This is a genomic window from Halomonas sp. 707B3 (assembly GCF_024158645.1).
Lineage (GTDB): Bacteria > Pseudomonadota > Gammaproteobacteria > Pseudomonadales > Halomonadaceae > Vreelandella > Vreelandella lionensis.
Genome location: NZ_JAMZBE010000021.1, coordinates 19,077 through 35,099, shown reverse-complemented (window position 1 = coordinate 35,099; position 16,023 = coordinate 19,077). Strand labels below are relative to the sequence as shown.

Below are 16,023 nucleotides of genomic sequence, written 5' to 3'. Positions count from 1 at the left end.
GTTCATGGCCATTTTGACGTTGGTAAGGTCCACATCAGAATGGTCCGCTTTGACGCGGATTTTGACGTTGTAGTCGATGACGCGTTTCACCGCGACGAGTACTTTCATAGGTTCCTCGCTTGGCTTGTGTATAGAAGCCGTTAACCCGGACAGGCGTCACCAAGAAAATGGCGACGCTAAAAATTCATGCAAGCGTTTGATAGGGCAGTAAATGAAAAACCCTATCAATTTGCCACAGCCCACCTGCCAGCAACAACACTCAATTCGTGCGGCCTTGGTCGTAGCACACCATGATCATCGCTGTTATCAACGCTCATAAAGTGTGCATTTGCCATCGTAGGGGTGACCTGACACAGGTATTATGCCTATCATGGGAGATAACCAGAAGCAAACGACCGTTTTAAATTAAGGCCATCTTTTCATAAGCTAGTTCTCAATCGCTAGTTAGCGAAAAGATGGTGCTTATGAGAATAAGGAGAAACCGGGTGGAAAACGTTGAACGTGATGTAATGGAATTTGACGTTGTTATCGTTGGCGCAGGCCCGTCAGGCCTCGCAGCCGCTTGTCGTTTAATGCAGCAGGCTAACGAGGCAGAGCAGGAGCTCACCGTCTGTGTCGTCGAAAAAGGCTCTGAGGTAGGCGCCCACATTCTTTCCGGCGCAGTATTCGAGCCGCGCGCACTGGCTGAGCTTTTCCCCGACTGGGAGGAGCGCGATGCTCCCCTTAATACACCAGCCGTTCGCGATGATGTGTATCTATTAAAAGACGCAGAAAAAGCGCAAAAAATTCCTAATGCGCTGGTGCCGAAAAGCATGCATAACACCGGCGGCGATTTAACTCGCTACGTGATTAGCGCAGGCAACCTGTGCCGCTGGCTGGCCGAGCAGGCGGAATCGCTGGGCGTTGAAATATTTCCTGGTTTTGCCGCTCAAGAAGTCATCATTGAAGATAATGTGGTACGCGGCATTTTGATTGGCGATATGGGCGTAGGTGCTGACGGTACGCCCAAAGACGGCCATATGCCGGGCATGGAGCTGCGCGCTAAGTACACGCTGTTTGCAGAGGGCGCACGGGGCCACCTAGGCAAGCGACTGATCAATGACTTCTCACTGAATGCTGGACGCGACCCGCAGCATTACGGCATCGGCTTGAAAGAACTATGGGATGTGCCCGCCGAGAAGCACGAACCCGGCTTGGTAGTTCACGGCTCCGGCTGGCCACTAGACAGCAACACCCACGGCGGTTGGTTCCTCTACCACGCGGAAAACCAGCAGGTGGTAGTGGGCCTGATTATGGACCTCGGTTACCAGAACCCGTGGCTTTCCCCGTTCGATGAATTTCAGCGCATGAAACACCACCCGGTGCTCAGCCAGTACCTGGAAGGCGGCAAACGGGTAGCTTACGGCGCACGGGCCATTGCCAAAGGAGGGTTCAACTGCCTGCCGAAAATGACCTTCCCCGGCGGCCTGTTGATTGGTTGTGATGCGGGCACCCTGAACTTTGCCAAGATTAAAGGCCTGCATACGGCGATGAAGTCTGGCATGGTCGCTGCAGAGAGCGTTTTTGAAGCCATCAAAGATGGCGATGAGGGTGGCCAAGAGCTTGCCAGCTTTACCAGCAAGTGGGAAGCCAGCTGGGCCTACCAGGAGCTGAAAGAGAGTGCGAGCTTCGGCCCTGCCATTCACAAATATGGCACGGTTGGCGGCGGCGCCTATAACTTCGTGAACCAGCTGCTGGGCAATAAACTACCCAACGTTCATGACACCACTACCGACCACGGCGCGTTAAAGCCAGCCGCTGAGTTCGAGAAGATCAACTACCCGAAACCAGATGGCAAACTGTCGTTTGATAAATCCACCTCGGTGTTCTTGTCCAATACGAACCATGAAGAGGATCAGCCCTGCCACCTGCGCCTCGCAGACCCAGAGCTGCCGATTCGTGACAACCTGCCCAAGTATGCTGAACCCGCTCAGCGCTACTGCCCGGCAGGGGTGTATGAGGTGGTTGAGGATGATCAGGGCAAGCCACGCTTCCAGATTAACTTCCAGAACTGCGTGCACTGCAAAACCTGCGATATCAAAGACCCCGCCCAGAATATTACCTGGGTAGCCCCTGAAGGCGGTGGCGGCCCGAACTATCCAAATATGTAACAGGCCAAATATGTAACAGGGATCGCAATGGTGCAGCTGGCTACGCTGGCTGCACAGGAGGCTCCATCACCTCAATAGGTGCACGGCGGGCGATGAGACGACGTCGCCCGGCTTGCACAAACCGCACATCAATCACCGGGTCGGACGGATTACCCTCTACTGCCGCCACTTCGCCTTCTCCAAACACTGCGTGCAGCAAGCGCTGACCGGGGTAGTAGTGGCTACCCGCTTGGTAACCAGCTGAAGACTCCTTCACCTGTGGTGCGGCTAAGGCAATGTCGGCGCGCCCTACTCTTTCCAAGTAACAGGCCACTAAGCTAGGGGATTGCACTTCTAACGGCGTATCTGGCGCCTGCTGATTGGCTAAACAAGCGGCGACACGCATACCATCCTGCCAGGCACTTTCGGCAATAAAACGGCTTGGCCGATGTGCACCTCCGTCGTGAAGAACCAGCAACTGCTCCTTGGCACGCGTGATGGCCACATAAAACAGCCGCCGCTCCTCCTCTAAGCGCTCATCATTCAGCGGGTTATCGCGGCTATAGTGGGGAAAGTCTTCTTCATTAACGCCTGCAACGGCCACTAGCGGCCACTCGAGGCCCTTGGCACCGTGCACGGTACTGACCAGCACGCCGCCAGCCTGATTCTCCACCGGACGTTCAAGTAGCTCAATGAAGGCGTCTGGATCTTGTACGCTCTCAGCCTGCTCAATCAGCACGTCGAGCAAACGCACGTCCTCCTCTCCTTTATCGCGTCTAGCGGCGGCACGTTTCAGCGTTTTTTCAGCGTCAATCGTCTCTACTACATGGCTGAGCAATTTGGCCGGGGGCCATGCGCTAAGTTGGGGCAGCTCACACAGTAGCTCCCAGCGTTTTTTTAGCGTGCGCCGCTGTAACGGTTTTAGCGCTGCCAGAACGGGCTCGTGCCGCTCCGGCCACTGCTGGGTTGTCGCTAACTGGTAAGCCAGACGCTGCAGGCGTTCACGGGCGACAAAGGGGGTTGGCTGAGATAACAGCAGCAGCAACTGCTCTGGGTCGTGAAGCAGTTCTGGACGCCTGGAGAGTTTCAGATAACCTGCCAACGCCTGCACCAGGGGCAAGCGGAACACGAAGCGATCTTCTCGCAGCAGACGAAAGGGGATACCCGCCTGCAGCAAGGCAAGCTGGAAAGGCACCGAGAGCGCCCAGCTTCTTACCAGCAAGCTGGCATCACTGAGCGCTCGCCCTTGCGCCTGCCAATCCACTAAAGTATCGAGCAGCATGCGGCTACCCTGCCCCACCGATACGCGCGTATTGGGATTACTCGCTTCGGCTAGGCAAAGCTGATCAGGCCGCCGCTGGTTGGCCATAATGGCGTGGTTGGCCGTCAGCGCTAGCGCATGACCATGGCGAAAAGTGATGGAGAGCGGATAGTCAGTGGCTTTTCCAAACGTGGCCGTAAAGTTCTCCAACATGGTGTCAGGGCGAGCACCGCGCCACTCATAAATGCACTGGTTGGCATCGCCTACGGCCATCACATTGGCGCTTGGCCCGGCAAGCACAGCTAACAGCCGCTGCTGAACCGTATTGATATCCTGGTACTCATCGACAATCACATGATCCAAAAAGCCTTCTACCCGCTGACGCAGTGAGGCATCGGCTTCCAACGCTTGCAAGGGGCGATAGAGCAAATCGGCGTAGGTCATAACGCCTTCAGCGTGCAGCAGCCGTTCGGCTTCATCAAACGCTGCTGGAAAGTAGTCGGTATCCGGCTCGTAATTCAGGCGTTCATAGAGCGTCGCCGCCGATAGCATTTCAGCTTTTACCAACCCACAGAAGTGGGCTAACGCCTCCAGACGGTCACCTTCCAACGCTGCGTCACGGCGCTCTACCTGCTCCACAAGCACATTGAGGCTGGCTTGACGCAGCAAGCGTTCCATTTGCCATTCAGCAGACAGCAGTCGTCTGGGCGCTAGCGCCCCCCAGCGGCACAGGCTTTGGGTCAGCCGGTGGCCTAGGGAGTGAAAAGTACGAACGTCGGGCAACGGCTGGCCTGCTGGGGCCATGCTGGCTAGGCGACGCTGGAAGTCATCTTTCGCTGAGCGGTTAAACATCAGCACCAGCATTCGCTTGGGAGAAACGCCACTGCCTAACAGGTGGAGCACTCGGGCAGCCATGGTCGTGGTTTTACCTGCGCCCGCCACGGCGGCTACACGCGCATGCCCTTCCCTATGGTGAACAACAGCTTGCTGCTCGGCGGTTAACTTCACGGCGCCTCACTTGGCACGCTATCGCTCCACTGGCCAAGCAGGTGCCAGCTTCCCGCACTATAGAGCTGACACTCGCTCTGGCCTGACGAATTTTCTTGCACGCGCGCCTGCTCTACCAAGCGATAGAACACGTTGCGGTGCAGTCGAGCCGCTAAACCGAACCGGATAGCACATTCGGGCGCTATCTCGCCGCTGGGAGAAGCAGTCAACCTCATGGGGTGCTCGGCATCCAGACGTACTACATCGTCAAATTGAGTCTTTAGCCACCAGGCATCATCGTGGAAATCCGCTTCGACCACGACAAAGGGGCGGTCCACTACGGCAATGTGCCAGCGCTCCACGGGAGTGACCAGGCAGTATCCATCGGCATCCAGACGCAGCAGGCTGGAGAGCAGCTTGGCAATCGCAGGACGAGCAAACGGCTGCCCTTCATGCAGCCAGGAGCCATCCTCCTGAATCAGGATATCCATTTCTCCTGATAGCGCGGGCTGCCAGGTATCAACAGGGGGAATAGATGCTGAGCCTTCTGACTGCTGCAATAGTCGATCAATATTCATCACCGACCTCCAGTGGTTGTCACCGCGTGTTACACCACAAGCCCAGACTGTGCCAAGGCCTCTTTGACATGGGCAGGCGCGTCTGGTGCCGCAGCGCGGAACAGATGGTAAAAATTAACGGTCGTTTGCATGGCAACTTCATCCACGCTGATGCCTCGTTCACGCGCAATACACTCCGCGACTTCAACGACCCAGGCAGGCTCATTGGGCTTACCGCGATAAGGGACAGGGGCCAAATAAGGGCTGTCGGTTTCAATTAACAGCCGATCCAGCGGAAGCTGACGCGCCAGTGTTCTGAGCGATGCCGCATTACGAAACGTAATAATGCCGGAAAGAGAAATATAGAATCCAAGCCGAACCGCCTCCCGCGCCATGTCCAGGTCTTCAGTAAAGCAGTGGATGACGCCGCCCACCTGAGGATTGCTGTATTCACGCAGCAGCGCCAGCGTATCCTCTTTGGCCTCGCGGGTATGGATGATGACCGGCAACTCTAGCTCATTCGCAGCGATGAGATGCCGCTTGAATCGCTCATGCTGAACGCTGACAGGCACGCTCTCCTGGTAGTGATAATCCAGCCCTGTCTCACCAATCGCTACCGCTCCATACTGTTCAGCAGCCTCTACGATATCGTCCACCGTCGGCTCATTTGGCGCTTGGTGGAGCGGGTGAAGGCCCGCGGAAATAGCCACATCGTGATGTGCTCTGGCAATGGCGGCCAAGCCCGGCAGCTCTTCTAACGTCGTAGAGATGGCTAAAAACTGGCTAACGTTGGCAGCACGGGCAGCATCCAACGTGGCGGCCACATCGCCGCCATGCGTATGCTCTGATAAACGGTCTAGATGACAGTGAGAGTCGACAAACATGCAGTGCTCTTTGGAAGTAAATAGGAGATAGCTAGCTTAGAGCGTAAACGAGGGAGGCGCTTTATCAAGCTGCCCGGCCAACAGGGTCTCGATACGGTCACGCACAGAGTAATCTTGCTGACTAAAGTGCACGCCAATGCCTGGCAGTCTTCGGCCACTAACACCTTCTGGCGAGATCCAAATCACCTGACCGGTGACGGAGAGTCGCTCGCTCTCCCCTGGCAGCGTTAGCAGCAGTACAACGGGTTGCCCGAGGCTATACAACGTTTTGGTAGGCACAAAAATACCGCCTCGATCCAAAAACGGCATGTAGGCAGATAGCAGCGTGGGCACGTCGGGTATCGTTAAAGAGAGTGCTTTTTGAGCAGCCATCACTACCTCATTGCATTAGATTGTCAGGACCGCAGCAGCGCAGACCAGCGCACCAGCCAAGCTTCAAGCACCAGCTGTGGATTCGGGTTTGCTCCAACGGCCAGCAAGCGGCGCTGCTCTCTGGCGTAATCTAATAGCCGGAACCAGTCCTGTACGCGGCCATTTTTCACCGCCTGGCGATAAAGCGGCGTTAAATCAGGATTGTGTAGCACGCTCTGCTCGCCCGATAGCCCCAGACGAATCAAGTCTTCAAGCCAAGCAATACCGTACCATAAGATCGCATCAATCGCTTGGCGATCCAGCCTCGCCGCCTCTGAAACAGGCTCTGCCCCGCGCACTAACTGTTCGAAACAGTCGTGAATCTGGTGGCGCAGCGCCCGTTCATCGGGAGCGGCCAGCTCAACCGCTAACAGGGGAAGGCCGCCTGACACTTGCCACCAGAAGTGAGCTTCATCGCCACCCAACTGCTGGGTCAGCCACCCTTTACAGTCATCAAAGGGCACGCTTGCTAGGGGCCACTGCTGGCAGCGCGAACGAATCGTTGGCAGCGTGCGGGAGGGCACATCTGAAAGTAGGATAAATAACGTTTTATCGCCGGGTTCTTCCAGGCTTTTCAACAGCGCGTTGGCGGCGGCAATATTCATGGCTTCAGCAGGTGAGATCACAATCACTCGGTAGCCACCCTGCTGCGCCGTTTGCGAGACAAACCGATTCACTTCGCGAACGGGGTCAATGCGGATTTGGCGCTTGCCCTCTTCTGGCGACACCCGCAGTAGATCAGGGTGATAGCCAGAGGCCAACATGGCGCAGCTGTGACACTGCCCGCAAGCCTGCTCGCCGGGCTGGGCACATAGCGTTCTAGCGATCAACGCTTCTGCCAACTGCTGCTTGCCAACCCCGTGGGCACCGCTAATCAGCAAGGCATGGGGCATGCGCCCGCTGTTGGCAAGGCGCACCAGCTGCTGCCAAGTGGCCTGATGCCAGGGCAATACGCCAGTTATTGCCATTGGGCAACCCGTTCTTCCAATACGTGGCTTAGCGCCGCTTGAACCACCTCTAGCGGCTGAGCTGCATCAATCACCGCAAAGCGCTCAGGCGAAGCGGCCGCGCGATCCAAATAAGCTCGGCGTACCGCCATAAAGAAATCCGCCTGCTCTTGCTCAAACCGGTCACGCTGGGTATTTAGGTCGCGTAGGCGGCCTTCTAACCGCTCTTTGGCAGCTTCGGGCGGCATATCCAGCAGCAGAGTGAGATCGGGGGTAAGGCCTTGCTGTACAAATTGCTCTAACTGGGCAATGCGCGCGGGGTTGATCCCGCGCCCGCCGCCCTGATAGGCAAAGGTGGCATCGGTAAAACGGTCACATACTACCCAGGCACCCCGTGCTAACGCTGGCAGGATTTTTTCCGCTAGATGCTGTGCACGGGCCGCAAAGACCAGTAACAGCTCGGCATCAACGCTCAGCGGCTCTTGGGGGGCAGGGTCAAGCAGCAGCTCACGAATTGCTTCTGCGCGGGGGGTACCACCCGGCTCACGGGTTCGCACCACTTCCATTCCCTGGGCCGTTAGCCATGCTTCGACAAACGCCATATTGGTAGACTTACCGACTCCCTCACCGCCTTCTAGGGTGATGAAGCGTCCGCGCTTGCTCATTGCTGCCCCTTACTCAATAGATACGCCATCGACATGTTCAGTGTTTAGCTATTTAACGGTTTCGAATATAGCGATTCACAGCATTGTTATGCTCGCGTAATGTGCGCGAGAAGTGATGCGTGCCGTCACCTCGGGATACAAAGTAGAGCGTTTCGCCGGGTAGCGGCTTCACCGCCGCCTCCAATGAGGCTCGCCCTGGCATGGCAATCGGCGTCGGCGGCATGCCGTCAATCACATAAGTATTGTAAGGGGTGGCTTCACGTAGGTCTGCCCGTGTGATGCGACCATCATAGCGCTCGCCCATGCCGTATATTACCGTGGGGTCTGTTTGCAGACGCATGCCACGCTCCATCCGGCGCTTAAATACCCCAGCAATCTCTCTGCGCTCTTCAGGCGCCCCGGTTTCCCGCTCAATCAGCGATGCCATAATTAGCGCTTCATAGGGCGTTTCAATGGTTAAATCGTCATCCCGTTCCGCCCATACTTGCTCCAAAATGCGCTCCATCCGATTTAACGCTTGGCTCAAAATATCGACATCGCTCATGCCCAGATGATAGCGGTAGGTATCGGGGAAGAACCAACCTTCAGGAAAGGTGTCCTCACGGTCCAGCAGCGTCATGACTTCTTCGTCACTCATGTCTGCCGTACGGTGTTCAAGCTTCGGCGCACTATTTAGCAGCGCACGCATTTGGCGAAAGGTCCATCCTTCAGGCACGGTCAGCGAATAAGTCACCACGTTATTACTGCCCAGCAGGGCCATCACCTCTCGCCCACTCATCCCCGGTGTGAGGCGGTACTCGCCAACCCGTAGACTTGGCACCTGCTCTGGGTCTATCCGCGCCAGTAGTTTAAATGCCCAGGCATCCTCAAGCACTCCTTGCGCCTCTAAATCGCGAATGACTTGATTAAAACCAGCTCCGGCAGGCACTTGATATAGGGTGGGTTCCTCTACCGCAATTGGCGCCGTTAGACGCTGCTGCCAATAAGCATAACCGCCGAGCGCAGCGGCAACGGCCAGCACAACCAATATTCCAAAGACGGTAAGTAACCGTTTCACGTTGACACCTCAATCTATTTATTTGGATTCTGATGCGGGAAACACACTGGGATAGCCCAGCAGGCGGTGAGCCTCACGCTGCAGTGGGTCTGGCCCTGCTAACACAGGCCAAGTCGCGATCAGGCCGCCCTGCGTATCAAGCAATTCACACACAGGCCACACGCCCTGTACCGAATTACCCACCCAAAGGCGTCCAACCTGTGGTAGTTCCGAGACTGTCAGCCCCTCTTCTTCAATAACGCCGTTAGCCAATAGCGCAGCGCGCAGAGTACCTGCCACGCCGCAGCGGTTTACCCGAGGGGTCAAAAGACGCCCTTCCGTTGACCAGAAGAGGTTCATACTGGTTGCTTCCACCATTTCGCCTGACTGGTCCGCTAACAGACCTTCGGCAATATGGCTCTCTTGCCACTCCTGGCGAGCTAGCACATTCTCCAAACGGTTAAGGTGTTTGATGCCCGCAAGCAGCGGTTGATGCCCTAAACGAAGATGGCACAAACGTACGCAGACACCGTGTTGCCACCGCTGCCCGTTGGTAACAAAAGGCGTTCGCCGAAAGATCAGCCTGGGCTCAGGATGATCAGGCAGCGCGTAGCCTCGGCCACCGCTTCCGCGTGTCAATATTAGTTTAAGTACTTCCAGCGCTGCCGCAGGGGGCGACTGCCACACCTGCGCCAGCTGTTGAGAGGTAGGCAACGGGATATTCAAGCGCCGACAGCCCTGTTCCAAGCGCGCGAGGTGATAATCCCAAAGTACGGGTACCCCATCGCGCAGCAGCACTGTTTCAAATACACCGTCGCCATACGCTAGCCCGCGGTCATCAAATGGCACCTGGGGCATGGGCATAAAAAGTTATACCTTTTTGAACAGCAGGGAGCCGTTAGTGCCACCAAACCCGAACGAGTTGGAGAGCGCTATATCAATACGCATATCCCGCGCGGTATGGGGTACGTAGTCGAGGTTGCAGCCCTCCTGAGGGTTATCCAGGTTGATAGTGGGCGGGGCGACCTGGTCACGGATTGCTAGAATACTGAATACCGCCTCTACCGCACCGGCGGCACCTAATAGGTGGCCAATCATCGACTTGGTTGAGCTAACGGCCACCTGCTGGGCCGCACTGCCTAACACTTTTTCAATAGCGCGACTTTCAGCCAAATCGCCGGCGGCAGTTGATGTGCCATGGGCGTTGATATACTGCACGTCTGCCGGATCAATAGCGGCATCTTTAATCGCATTGCGCATGGAGAGCGCTGCGCCGCGGCCATCTTCAGGCGGTGCGGTCATATGGTAGGCGTCATCACTCATACCAAAGCCAGCCAGCTCCGCGTAGATAGTGGCGCCACGGGCTTTCGCATGCTCGTACTCTTCTAGCACCAGCACCCCTGCACCATCAGACAGCACAAAGCCATCGCGGTCGGCATCCCAAGGACGGCTCGCTGCTTGCGGGTCATCGTTGCGCGTTGAGAGCGCGCGCGCGGCAGAGAAGCCACCTAAACCTAATGGTGTGGTGGCCATTTCTGCGCCGCCACAAATCATGACATCCGCATCGCCGTAGGCGATGGTGCGCGCGCTGTAGCCAATATTATGGGTACCGGTGGTGCAAGCCGTGGTAATCGCAATATTCGGCCCTTTAAAGCCGTGCTGGATCGCCATGTTGCCGGAAATCATATTGATAATAGAACCAGGCACAAAAAACGGTGATACCCGACGTGCACCGCCTTTATTGAGCGCATTATGGTTATGCTCAATCATTGGCAGCCCGCCAATTCCAGAGCCAATCGCCACGCCGATTCGCTCAGCATTCTCCTCTGTGCACTCTATCCCTGAATCCTGTACCGCCTGAGCACCGGCAGCCATACCGTACTGAATGAACAGATCCATTTTGCGAGCGTCTTTGGGGTTCAGGTAAGGGCTGATATCAAAATTCTTTACCGAACCGCCAAACCGCGTATTGAAGCCACTGGTATCAAAGTGCTCAATAGACGCTATGCCGCTTTTACCGGCGACAATGTTCGCCCACGACTCATTGACACTATTGCCCACTGGGGTCACCAGGCCTAACCCAGTTACCACTACCCTTCTTCGCGCCATCAGTTTCCTCCAGGCATCCATGGTGACACGACCCATCTGGGTCATTTGCTGCAGAAATTTGGTGACTAGTATAACGGAGATTGAACGTTATATTCATTGTGAGCGTAAAGCAAAAAAGCCGCCCCATATCAGGACGGCTTTTTTAAGACGGATGGGTGAGCACCCCACCCTGGTTCACAGCGTCGACCGCGCCCTTACTGGTGGGCGTTTACGTAGTCGATGGCTTCTTGAACCGTGGTGATTTTTTCAGCTTCTTCGTCAGGAATTTCAGTATCGAACTCCTCTTCCAAAGCCATCACCAGTTCAACGGTGTCCAGAGAGTCGGCACCCAAGTCTTCAGTGAAAGAAGAGCTATTCTGGATGTCTTCTTCTTTAACGTTCAGGCGCTCTGCCACAACTTTCTTAACGCGCTCTTCAATAGTACTCATCAACGTACTCCAGTCGTTCACATTAGCCGTTAGAGATAACCAGCTATTTGGAAACCGCAAGCCAAAAGCTGCGGGGTAGTTTATAGACGCCCTTAAGTTGACGCAACCGCCAAGCCTAAGGCCATCAACGCATATTCATACCGCCGTTCACGTGCAGCGTTTCACCAGTGATATAGCCTGCGGCATCGCTGGTTAAAAAGCCAACCGCTGCGGCGATCTCTTCCGGCCCACCTAAACGCGCCAGCGGAATCTGCTTTAGCAGCATTTCATGCTGGGCTTCAGGCAGCGCTTCGGTCATGTCGGTGGCGATAAAACCAGGCGCAACGGCGTTTACGGTAATGGCACGGGAAGCAACCTCTCGCGCCAACGCCCGGCTAAAGCCTTCCATACCTGCCTTAGCAGCAGCGTAGTTAGTTTGGCCCAGGTTGCCCATGGTTGCCACTACAGAGCTGATCGATACAATCCGCCCGAAACGCGCCTTGGTCATGCCACGAAGACACGCCTTGCTGACGCGATATACAGATTTGAGGTTGGTATCCATGACGGAATCCCACTCCTCCTCTTTCATCCGCATCAGGAGGTTATCACGAGTGATACCCGCATTGTTAACCAAAATAGTCGGGGCACCAAAACGCTCGCCAATGGTTTTCAGGACCTCATCAATGCTCGCTTGGTCCGTCACGTTCAGGCACATACCAGCGCCTTCAACCCCGTTAGCTTTCAGGTCGGCATCGATTTTTTCTGCGCCAGCTTCGCTGGTCGCTGTGCCGATGACAATACGCCCTTGGCGGCCCAGTTCATGGGCGATAGCGCGACCAATGCCGCGGCTCGCACCGGTCACCAAGGCAACTCGTTTTTCTTGCGTCATAACACGTTTCCTTCCACTGAACTAAGCAAGGGTAGCTGAAAATAGCCGTTTATCACGCACTACCTGCTAATGTTTCTCGCGCAAGCTCAAGCGCTGCATCCAAGCTATCGGGGTCATTCACCGCTAGCCCCTTGGCACCGCGCACAATACGTTTATTAAGACCTGTCAGCACTTTGCCTGGGCCACACTCAATGAAGACATTAGCACCTTGCTCAGACATTGCTTCAACGCAGGAGGACCAACGTACTGGCTGGTAGAGCTGCTCAATTAAACGAGTGCGCAGCGTATCAACATCTGCATGCGCCTGGGCATCGACGTTCTGAATAACAGTATAGCGAGGGGCACGTAGCTCAATCGCCTGCATCGCTTCGGCAAGACGCTCAGCAGCAGGTCGCATCAGCGCGCAGTGAGAAGGAACAGACACAGGGAGGGCAAGTGCGCGCTTAGCGCCCGCTTCTTGGCAAGCAGCAATGGCACGCTCAACGGCTGCTTTGCTACCAGCAATGACGACCTGACCCGGGGAGTTATAGTTAACTGCAGAAACGACATCGCCCTGGGCAGCGCTTGTGCAAGCGGCTTCCACCGCGCTGTCATCAAGCCCAAGAATGGCGGCCATTCCGCCTTCACCAGCAGGTACGGCTTCTTGCATTGCCTCTCCGCGCAGGCGCACCAGTTGGACACCCTCTGCAAAGCCCATTACGCCCGCACAGACCATAGCGCTATACTCACCCAGGCTATGGCCCGCCATCACGCTGGGGCGAGGACCTTCCAGCTCCTGCCAGACGCGCCAGATGGCAACGCTTGATGTCAGCAGCGCAGGCTGCGTGCAAGCCGTGGAATTCAACGCTTCTTCCGGCCCTTCTTGGACTACTTTCCATAAATCGTAGCCCAGCGCGTCAGACGCTTCCTCAAATGTCGTTCCCACCACACTGTAGCGCTCGGCTAGCTCTCGCAGCATTCCAAGCTGCTGAGAGCCTTGCCCGGGAAAAATGAGGGCAAGGGGTTGAGACATGTCGTTCACCTTTGCTCTTGTAGGCATTTGCTCAGTTGAGCGATAGGCGTCGTTATTGGCAATACTGTAGAACAGCTATGGCACATCCTGCTGCCGCCAATAACCCGCAAAAAAATCGTGCAATGTATTATTATCACCCACCCAGCTGCCAGCGGAGCTAAGCCCAACGCCTGGCAAGCCGAGTCGGTAAATCATGCTCTACTTCCTGCAATGCTCGCTGGATAGCATAGTAGAACCCGTCTGCGCGGGCACCACCATGGCTTTTCACTACAATACGATTTAACCCAAGTAGGCTGGCACCGTTGTAGCGAACGGGATCAAGCTCCTGCTTGAGCCGTTTGAGCACAGGTTTGGCCAGTAGGCTTGCTAAACGGCCACAAAGACGCGATTCAAACGCCATCTGCACACGCTCCACCAGCATACGGGTCAAACCTTCGCTCGCCTTGAGCACCACGTTACCAACAAAGCCATCGCAGACCATGACATCAATATCGCCCTGGAAGATGTCACCACCTTCGGCATACCCCTGATAAGCAAAACTTAATGTGGTAGCGCGCTCACGCAGCAGCCGGTCAGCCTCTCGCACCGTCGCACTGCCCTTGGTCGCTTCCGCGCCAACATTCAATAGCGCGACTCGAGGGCAATTAATACCATCCATACATTGCGCCATTGCCGCACCCATCATGGCAAAATCCACTAGCCGTGATGCGGGCGAATCCACATTTGCGCCTAAATCCAGCAAATAACAGCGACGACCACCCCGTGCAGGAATCGCCGTACTGATAGCAGGTCTGGAAAAGCCTGGCAGCATACCAAGCTCACGCCTTGCAAGCGCGACTAGTGCACCGGTGTTTCCTGCACTAACACCCGCTGCAGCATAACCTTGTGCCACATAACGCAACATATGCACCATGCTGGTCTTATCCCCAGAGCGTAACGCCCAGGCAGCAGAAGCATCTTGTGACACAGTATCAGGCGCATCGCAGACGACTAAACGTGACGCTGCCGCAGCCAAGGGCTGCGGCAAGCGCGAAAGCTCAGCGACAACACGCTGACGCGGGCCAAACAGAGCGAGCTCTAGGTCAGGACGTTCAATTACTGCCCTTGCAGAGCCTTCTATGATGACACGAGGGCCTTGGTCACCCCCCATGACATCAATCGCTAGGCGCAATGCACCCACTCTGTTTCGCCACTCGTTAGAGAGTTAAGGATTAAACCTCAACTACCTTACGACCACGGTAGAAACCATCCGGAGAAACGTGGTGACGCAGGTGAGTGGTACCGGTTTCTTTATCCTGGGAAAGAGTCGGTGCGCTCAGCGCATCGTGGCTACGACGCATGCCGCGCTTGGAACGAGTTTTACGGTTCTGTTGAACTGCCATGGGTGTTTACTCCAAGGTATGTAGGGTAAGTGATGCTTACTTTTTGCCTTTCAAAGCGCCACTGCTTTTCAAAGCATTGAGCACCGCGAAAGGATTCTTGGCTGAAGCGGATTCATCCGCCGCGCCTTCGGTCTTGCTGACCAGCTGCTCCGCCGAGACATGGCATTCGGTCTCATCGTGATAGACCACCTGCGGCAGGCTGAGGATTAATTCATCCTCAACTACCGTCAGCAAGTCCAGCTGTTCATTTTCCACCAGCACCGGCTCATGACTGGCAGGCAGCTCGGCCGCCAAGGCTTCGTCGGTAATCATTCCAAGCAGGAAGTCACTGGAAACGTCTTGGCTAAGCGGCACCATACAGCGGCGACAAGGCAGCGCCAGGGTCGCTTGCAAATGGCCACGAATTTCGCGACGGCCTTGGGCATCTACACCAAACTCAAGCACGACGTGACAGTCGCCGGTTTGGTCACCTGCTTCTTCAGCGAGGCGGGGCAGCTTATTCAGCGCCACTAAGCCTTCAAGTCGTTCGCGGCGGGCTGCAAGCTTATAAGGCTCAACCCGGCTGGGGAGTTGTGAGGTCAACATAGGCGCGCAATGATAGGCACTCGCCCTCCTGGTGTCAAAGCTCATAGCATAATTCTTATCGGTTTATCGATGAAAACAGCGTCAATAGGCATGCCGCTGGGCTTTCGCTACACTCATTGCCAGTACATATTGCGCCATTCAGGCCACAAGGAGACGATAGTGCCGCAAACGCAAAACGCCCCCCTCGTACTCGCCTCCAGCTCGCGCTTCCGCCAAGCGCTGCTGGACAGGCTACACCTGCCCTACCAATGCTACTCGCCCGATATTGACGAAACGCCACTTCCAGACGAGTCACCAAAGGCACTCGTTCACCGCCTAGCATTGAGCAAGGCTAATGCCGTCGCAGAACGCTTCCCCAATCACTGCATTATTGGTTCTGATCAAATTGCTCTGTTTGAAGGGGATATTCTCGGCAAACCCCATACTGCAGAGCGGGCCCGCGCTAACTTAGCCCGCTTATCAGGCCAACGAGTCACTTTTTTAACTGGCCTGGCCTTATTAGACACGCGCCACCAGCGCCATCAGGTCCATATCGAACCGTTTGACGTGGTATTCCGCACGCTGAGCGAGCGGGAGATTGAGCGCTACGTAGCAATAGAGCAGCCACTGGATAGCGCCGGCAGTTTTCGCATGGAAGGCTTAGGCATTGCTCTGTTTGAGCGCTTAGAGGGGCGTGACCCCAATGCGCTGATCGGCCTGCCGCTGATTGCCTTGTGCGACATGCTTCGCCAAGCAGGCATGAACCCGCTTGGCGATGCCTAA

At 55.9% G+C, this 16,023-nt stretch carries 17 protein-coding genes and 1 pseudogene; 2 read left to right on the top strand and 16 right to left on the bottom strand.

Annotated elements, in window-relative coordinates; all coding sequences use genetic code 11:
* Nucleotides 1–108 (bottom strand): annotated as a pseudogene (locus BIS10_RS04960) (electron transfer flavoprotein subunit beta/FixA family protein); the annotation flags it as partial.
* A gap of 377 nt (nucleotides 109–485) precedes the next feature.
* Here BIS10_RS04960 and BIS10_RS04955 point away from each other — a divergent pair.
* Nucleotides 486–2,150 (top strand): electron transfer flavoprotein-ubiquinone oxidoreductase, encoded by a 1,665-nt coding sequence (locus BIS10_RS04955; protein WP_253503075.1) that lies wholly within the window; start codon nucleotides 486–488, stop codon nucleotides 2,148–2,150.
* 40 nt (nucleotides 2,151–2,190) lie between these two features.
* Here the strand turns inward: BIS10_RS04955 and BIS10_RS04950 are convergent, their stop codons facing one another.
* The 15 genes from BIS10_RS04950 to BIS10_RS04880 form a co-directional block, all read right to left on the bottom strand.
* A complete protein-coding gene (locus BIS10_RS04950) occupies nucleotides 2,191–4,398 on the bottom strand; it encodes an ATP-dependent helicase (RefSeq protein ID WP_253503072.1) in 2,208 nt (735 codons plus the stop codon).
* A complete protein-coding gene (locus BIS10_RS04945; RefSeq protein ID WP_253503069.1) occupies nucleotides 4,395–4,955 on the bottom strand; it encodes a DUF1285 domain-containing protein in 561 nt (186 codons plus the stop codon). Before BIS10_RS04945 ends, BIS10_RS04950 begins: the two co-directional genes overlap by 4 nt.
* 29 nt (nucleotides 4,956–4,984) lie before the next feature.
* Entirely contained in the window at nucleotides 4,985–5,818 is an 834-nt protein-coding gene (locus BIS10_RS04940; RefSeq protein WP_058577896.1) for a TatD family hydrolase, read from the bottom strand.
* Nucleotides 5,819–5,854: 36 nt separating this feature from the next.
* On the bottom strand, nucleotides 5,855–6,190 hold the full coding sequence (locus BIS10_RS04935) for a PilZ domain-containing protein (protein WP_058577895.1): 336 nt from the start codon (nucleotides 6,188–6,190) through the stop codon (nucleotides 5,855–5,857).
* A 23-nt stretch (nucleotides 6,191–6,213) separates the two neighbouring features.
* Nucleotides 6,214–7,197 (bottom strand): DNA polymerase III subunit delta', encoded by a 984-nt coding sequence (locus BIS10_RS04930; RefSeq protein ID WP_044629222.1) that lies wholly within the window; start codon nucleotides 7,195–7,197, stop codon nucleotides 6,214–6,216.
* Nucleotides 7,188–7,841 carry a dTMP kinase gene (gene tmk / locus BIS10_RS04925; RefSeq protein ID WP_253503067.1) on the bottom strand — a complete coding sequence of 218 codons (654 nt, stop codon included), beginning with the start codon at nucleotides 7,839–7,841 and terminating at the stop codon, nucleotides 7,188–7,190. Before tmk ends, BIS10_RS04930 begins: the two co-directional genes overlap by 10 nt.
* A gap of 52 nt (nucleotides 7,842–7,893) precedes the next feature.
* Complete coding sequence (gene mltG, locus BIS10_RS04920) at nucleotides 7,894–8,898, bottom strand: endolytic transglycosylase MltG (RefSeq protein ID WP_253503064.1); 1,005 nt, start codon at nucleotides 8,896–8,898, stop codon at nucleotides 7,894–7,896.
* A gap of 18 nt (nucleotides 8,899–8,916) precedes the next feature.
* Nucleotides 8,917–9,741: an aminodeoxychorismate lyase gene (gene pabC, locus BIS10_RS04915; protein WP_253503061.1), complete on the bottom strand. Its 825-nt coding sequence runs from the start codon at nucleotides 9,739–9,741 to the stop codon at nucleotides 8,917–8,919.
* Between the two features lie 6 nt (nucleotides 9,742–9,747).
* Nucleotides 9,748–10,986, bottom strand: coding sequence for a beta-ketoacyl-ACP synthase II (gene fabF, locus BIS10_RS04910; RefSeq protein WP_253503058.1), 1,239 nt, complete (start codon nucleotides 10,984–10,986; stop codon nucleotides 9,748–9,750).
* 194 nt (nucleotides 10,987–11,180) lie between these two features.
* Nucleotides 11,181–11,414 (bottom strand): acyl carrier protein, encoded by a 234-nt coding sequence (gene acpP / locus BIS10_RS04905; protein WP_008956801.1) that lies wholly within the window; start codon nucleotides 11,412–11,414, stop codon nucleotides 11,181–11,183.
* 124 nt (nucleotides 11,415–11,538) lie between these two features.
* Entirely contained in the window at nucleotides 11,539–12,282 is a 744-nt protein-coding gene (gene fabG, locus BIS10_RS04900; protein ID WP_253503055.1) for a 3-oxoacyl-ACP reductase FabG, read from the bottom strand.
* 52 nt (nucleotides 12,283–12,334) lie between these two features.
* On the bottom strand, nucleotides 12,335–13,294 hold the full coding sequence (gene fabD, locus BIS10_RS04895) for an ACP S-malonyltransferase (protein ID WP_044629216.1): 960 nt from the start codon (nucleotides 13,292–13,294) through the stop codon (nucleotides 12,335–12,337).
* A gap of 157 nt (nucleotides 13,295–13,451) precedes the next feature.
* Nucleotides 13,452–14,465: a phosphate acyltransferase PlsX gene (plsX, locus tag BIS10_RS04890; protein ID WP_253503078.1), complete on the bottom strand. Its 1,014-nt coding sequence runs from the start codon at nucleotides 14,463–14,465 to the stop codon at nucleotides 13,452–13,454.
* Nucleotides 14,466–14,505: 40 nt separating this feature from the next.
* On the bottom strand, nucleotides 14,506–14,676 hold the full coding sequence (rpmF, locus tag BIS10_RS04885; protein ID WP_009099300.1) for a 50S ribosomal protein L32: 171 nt from the start codon (nucleotides 14,674–14,676) through the stop codon (nucleotides 14,506–14,508).
* Between the two features lie 36 nt (nucleotides 14,677–14,712).
* Entirely contained in the window at nucleotides 14,713–15,261 is a 549-nt protein-coding gene (locus BIS10_RS04880; protein WP_139527222.1) for a YceD family protein, read from the bottom strand.
* Nucleotides 15,262–15,420: 159 nt separating this feature from the next.
* Between BIS10_RS04880 and BIS10_RS04875 the strand changes: the two genes are divergently transcribed.
* On the top strand, nucleotides 15,421–16,023 hold the full coding sequence (locus BIS10_RS04875; RefSeq protein WP_253503052.1) for a nucleoside triphosphate pyrophosphatase: 603 nt from the start codon (nucleotides 15,421–15,423) through the stop codon (nucleotides 16,021–16,023).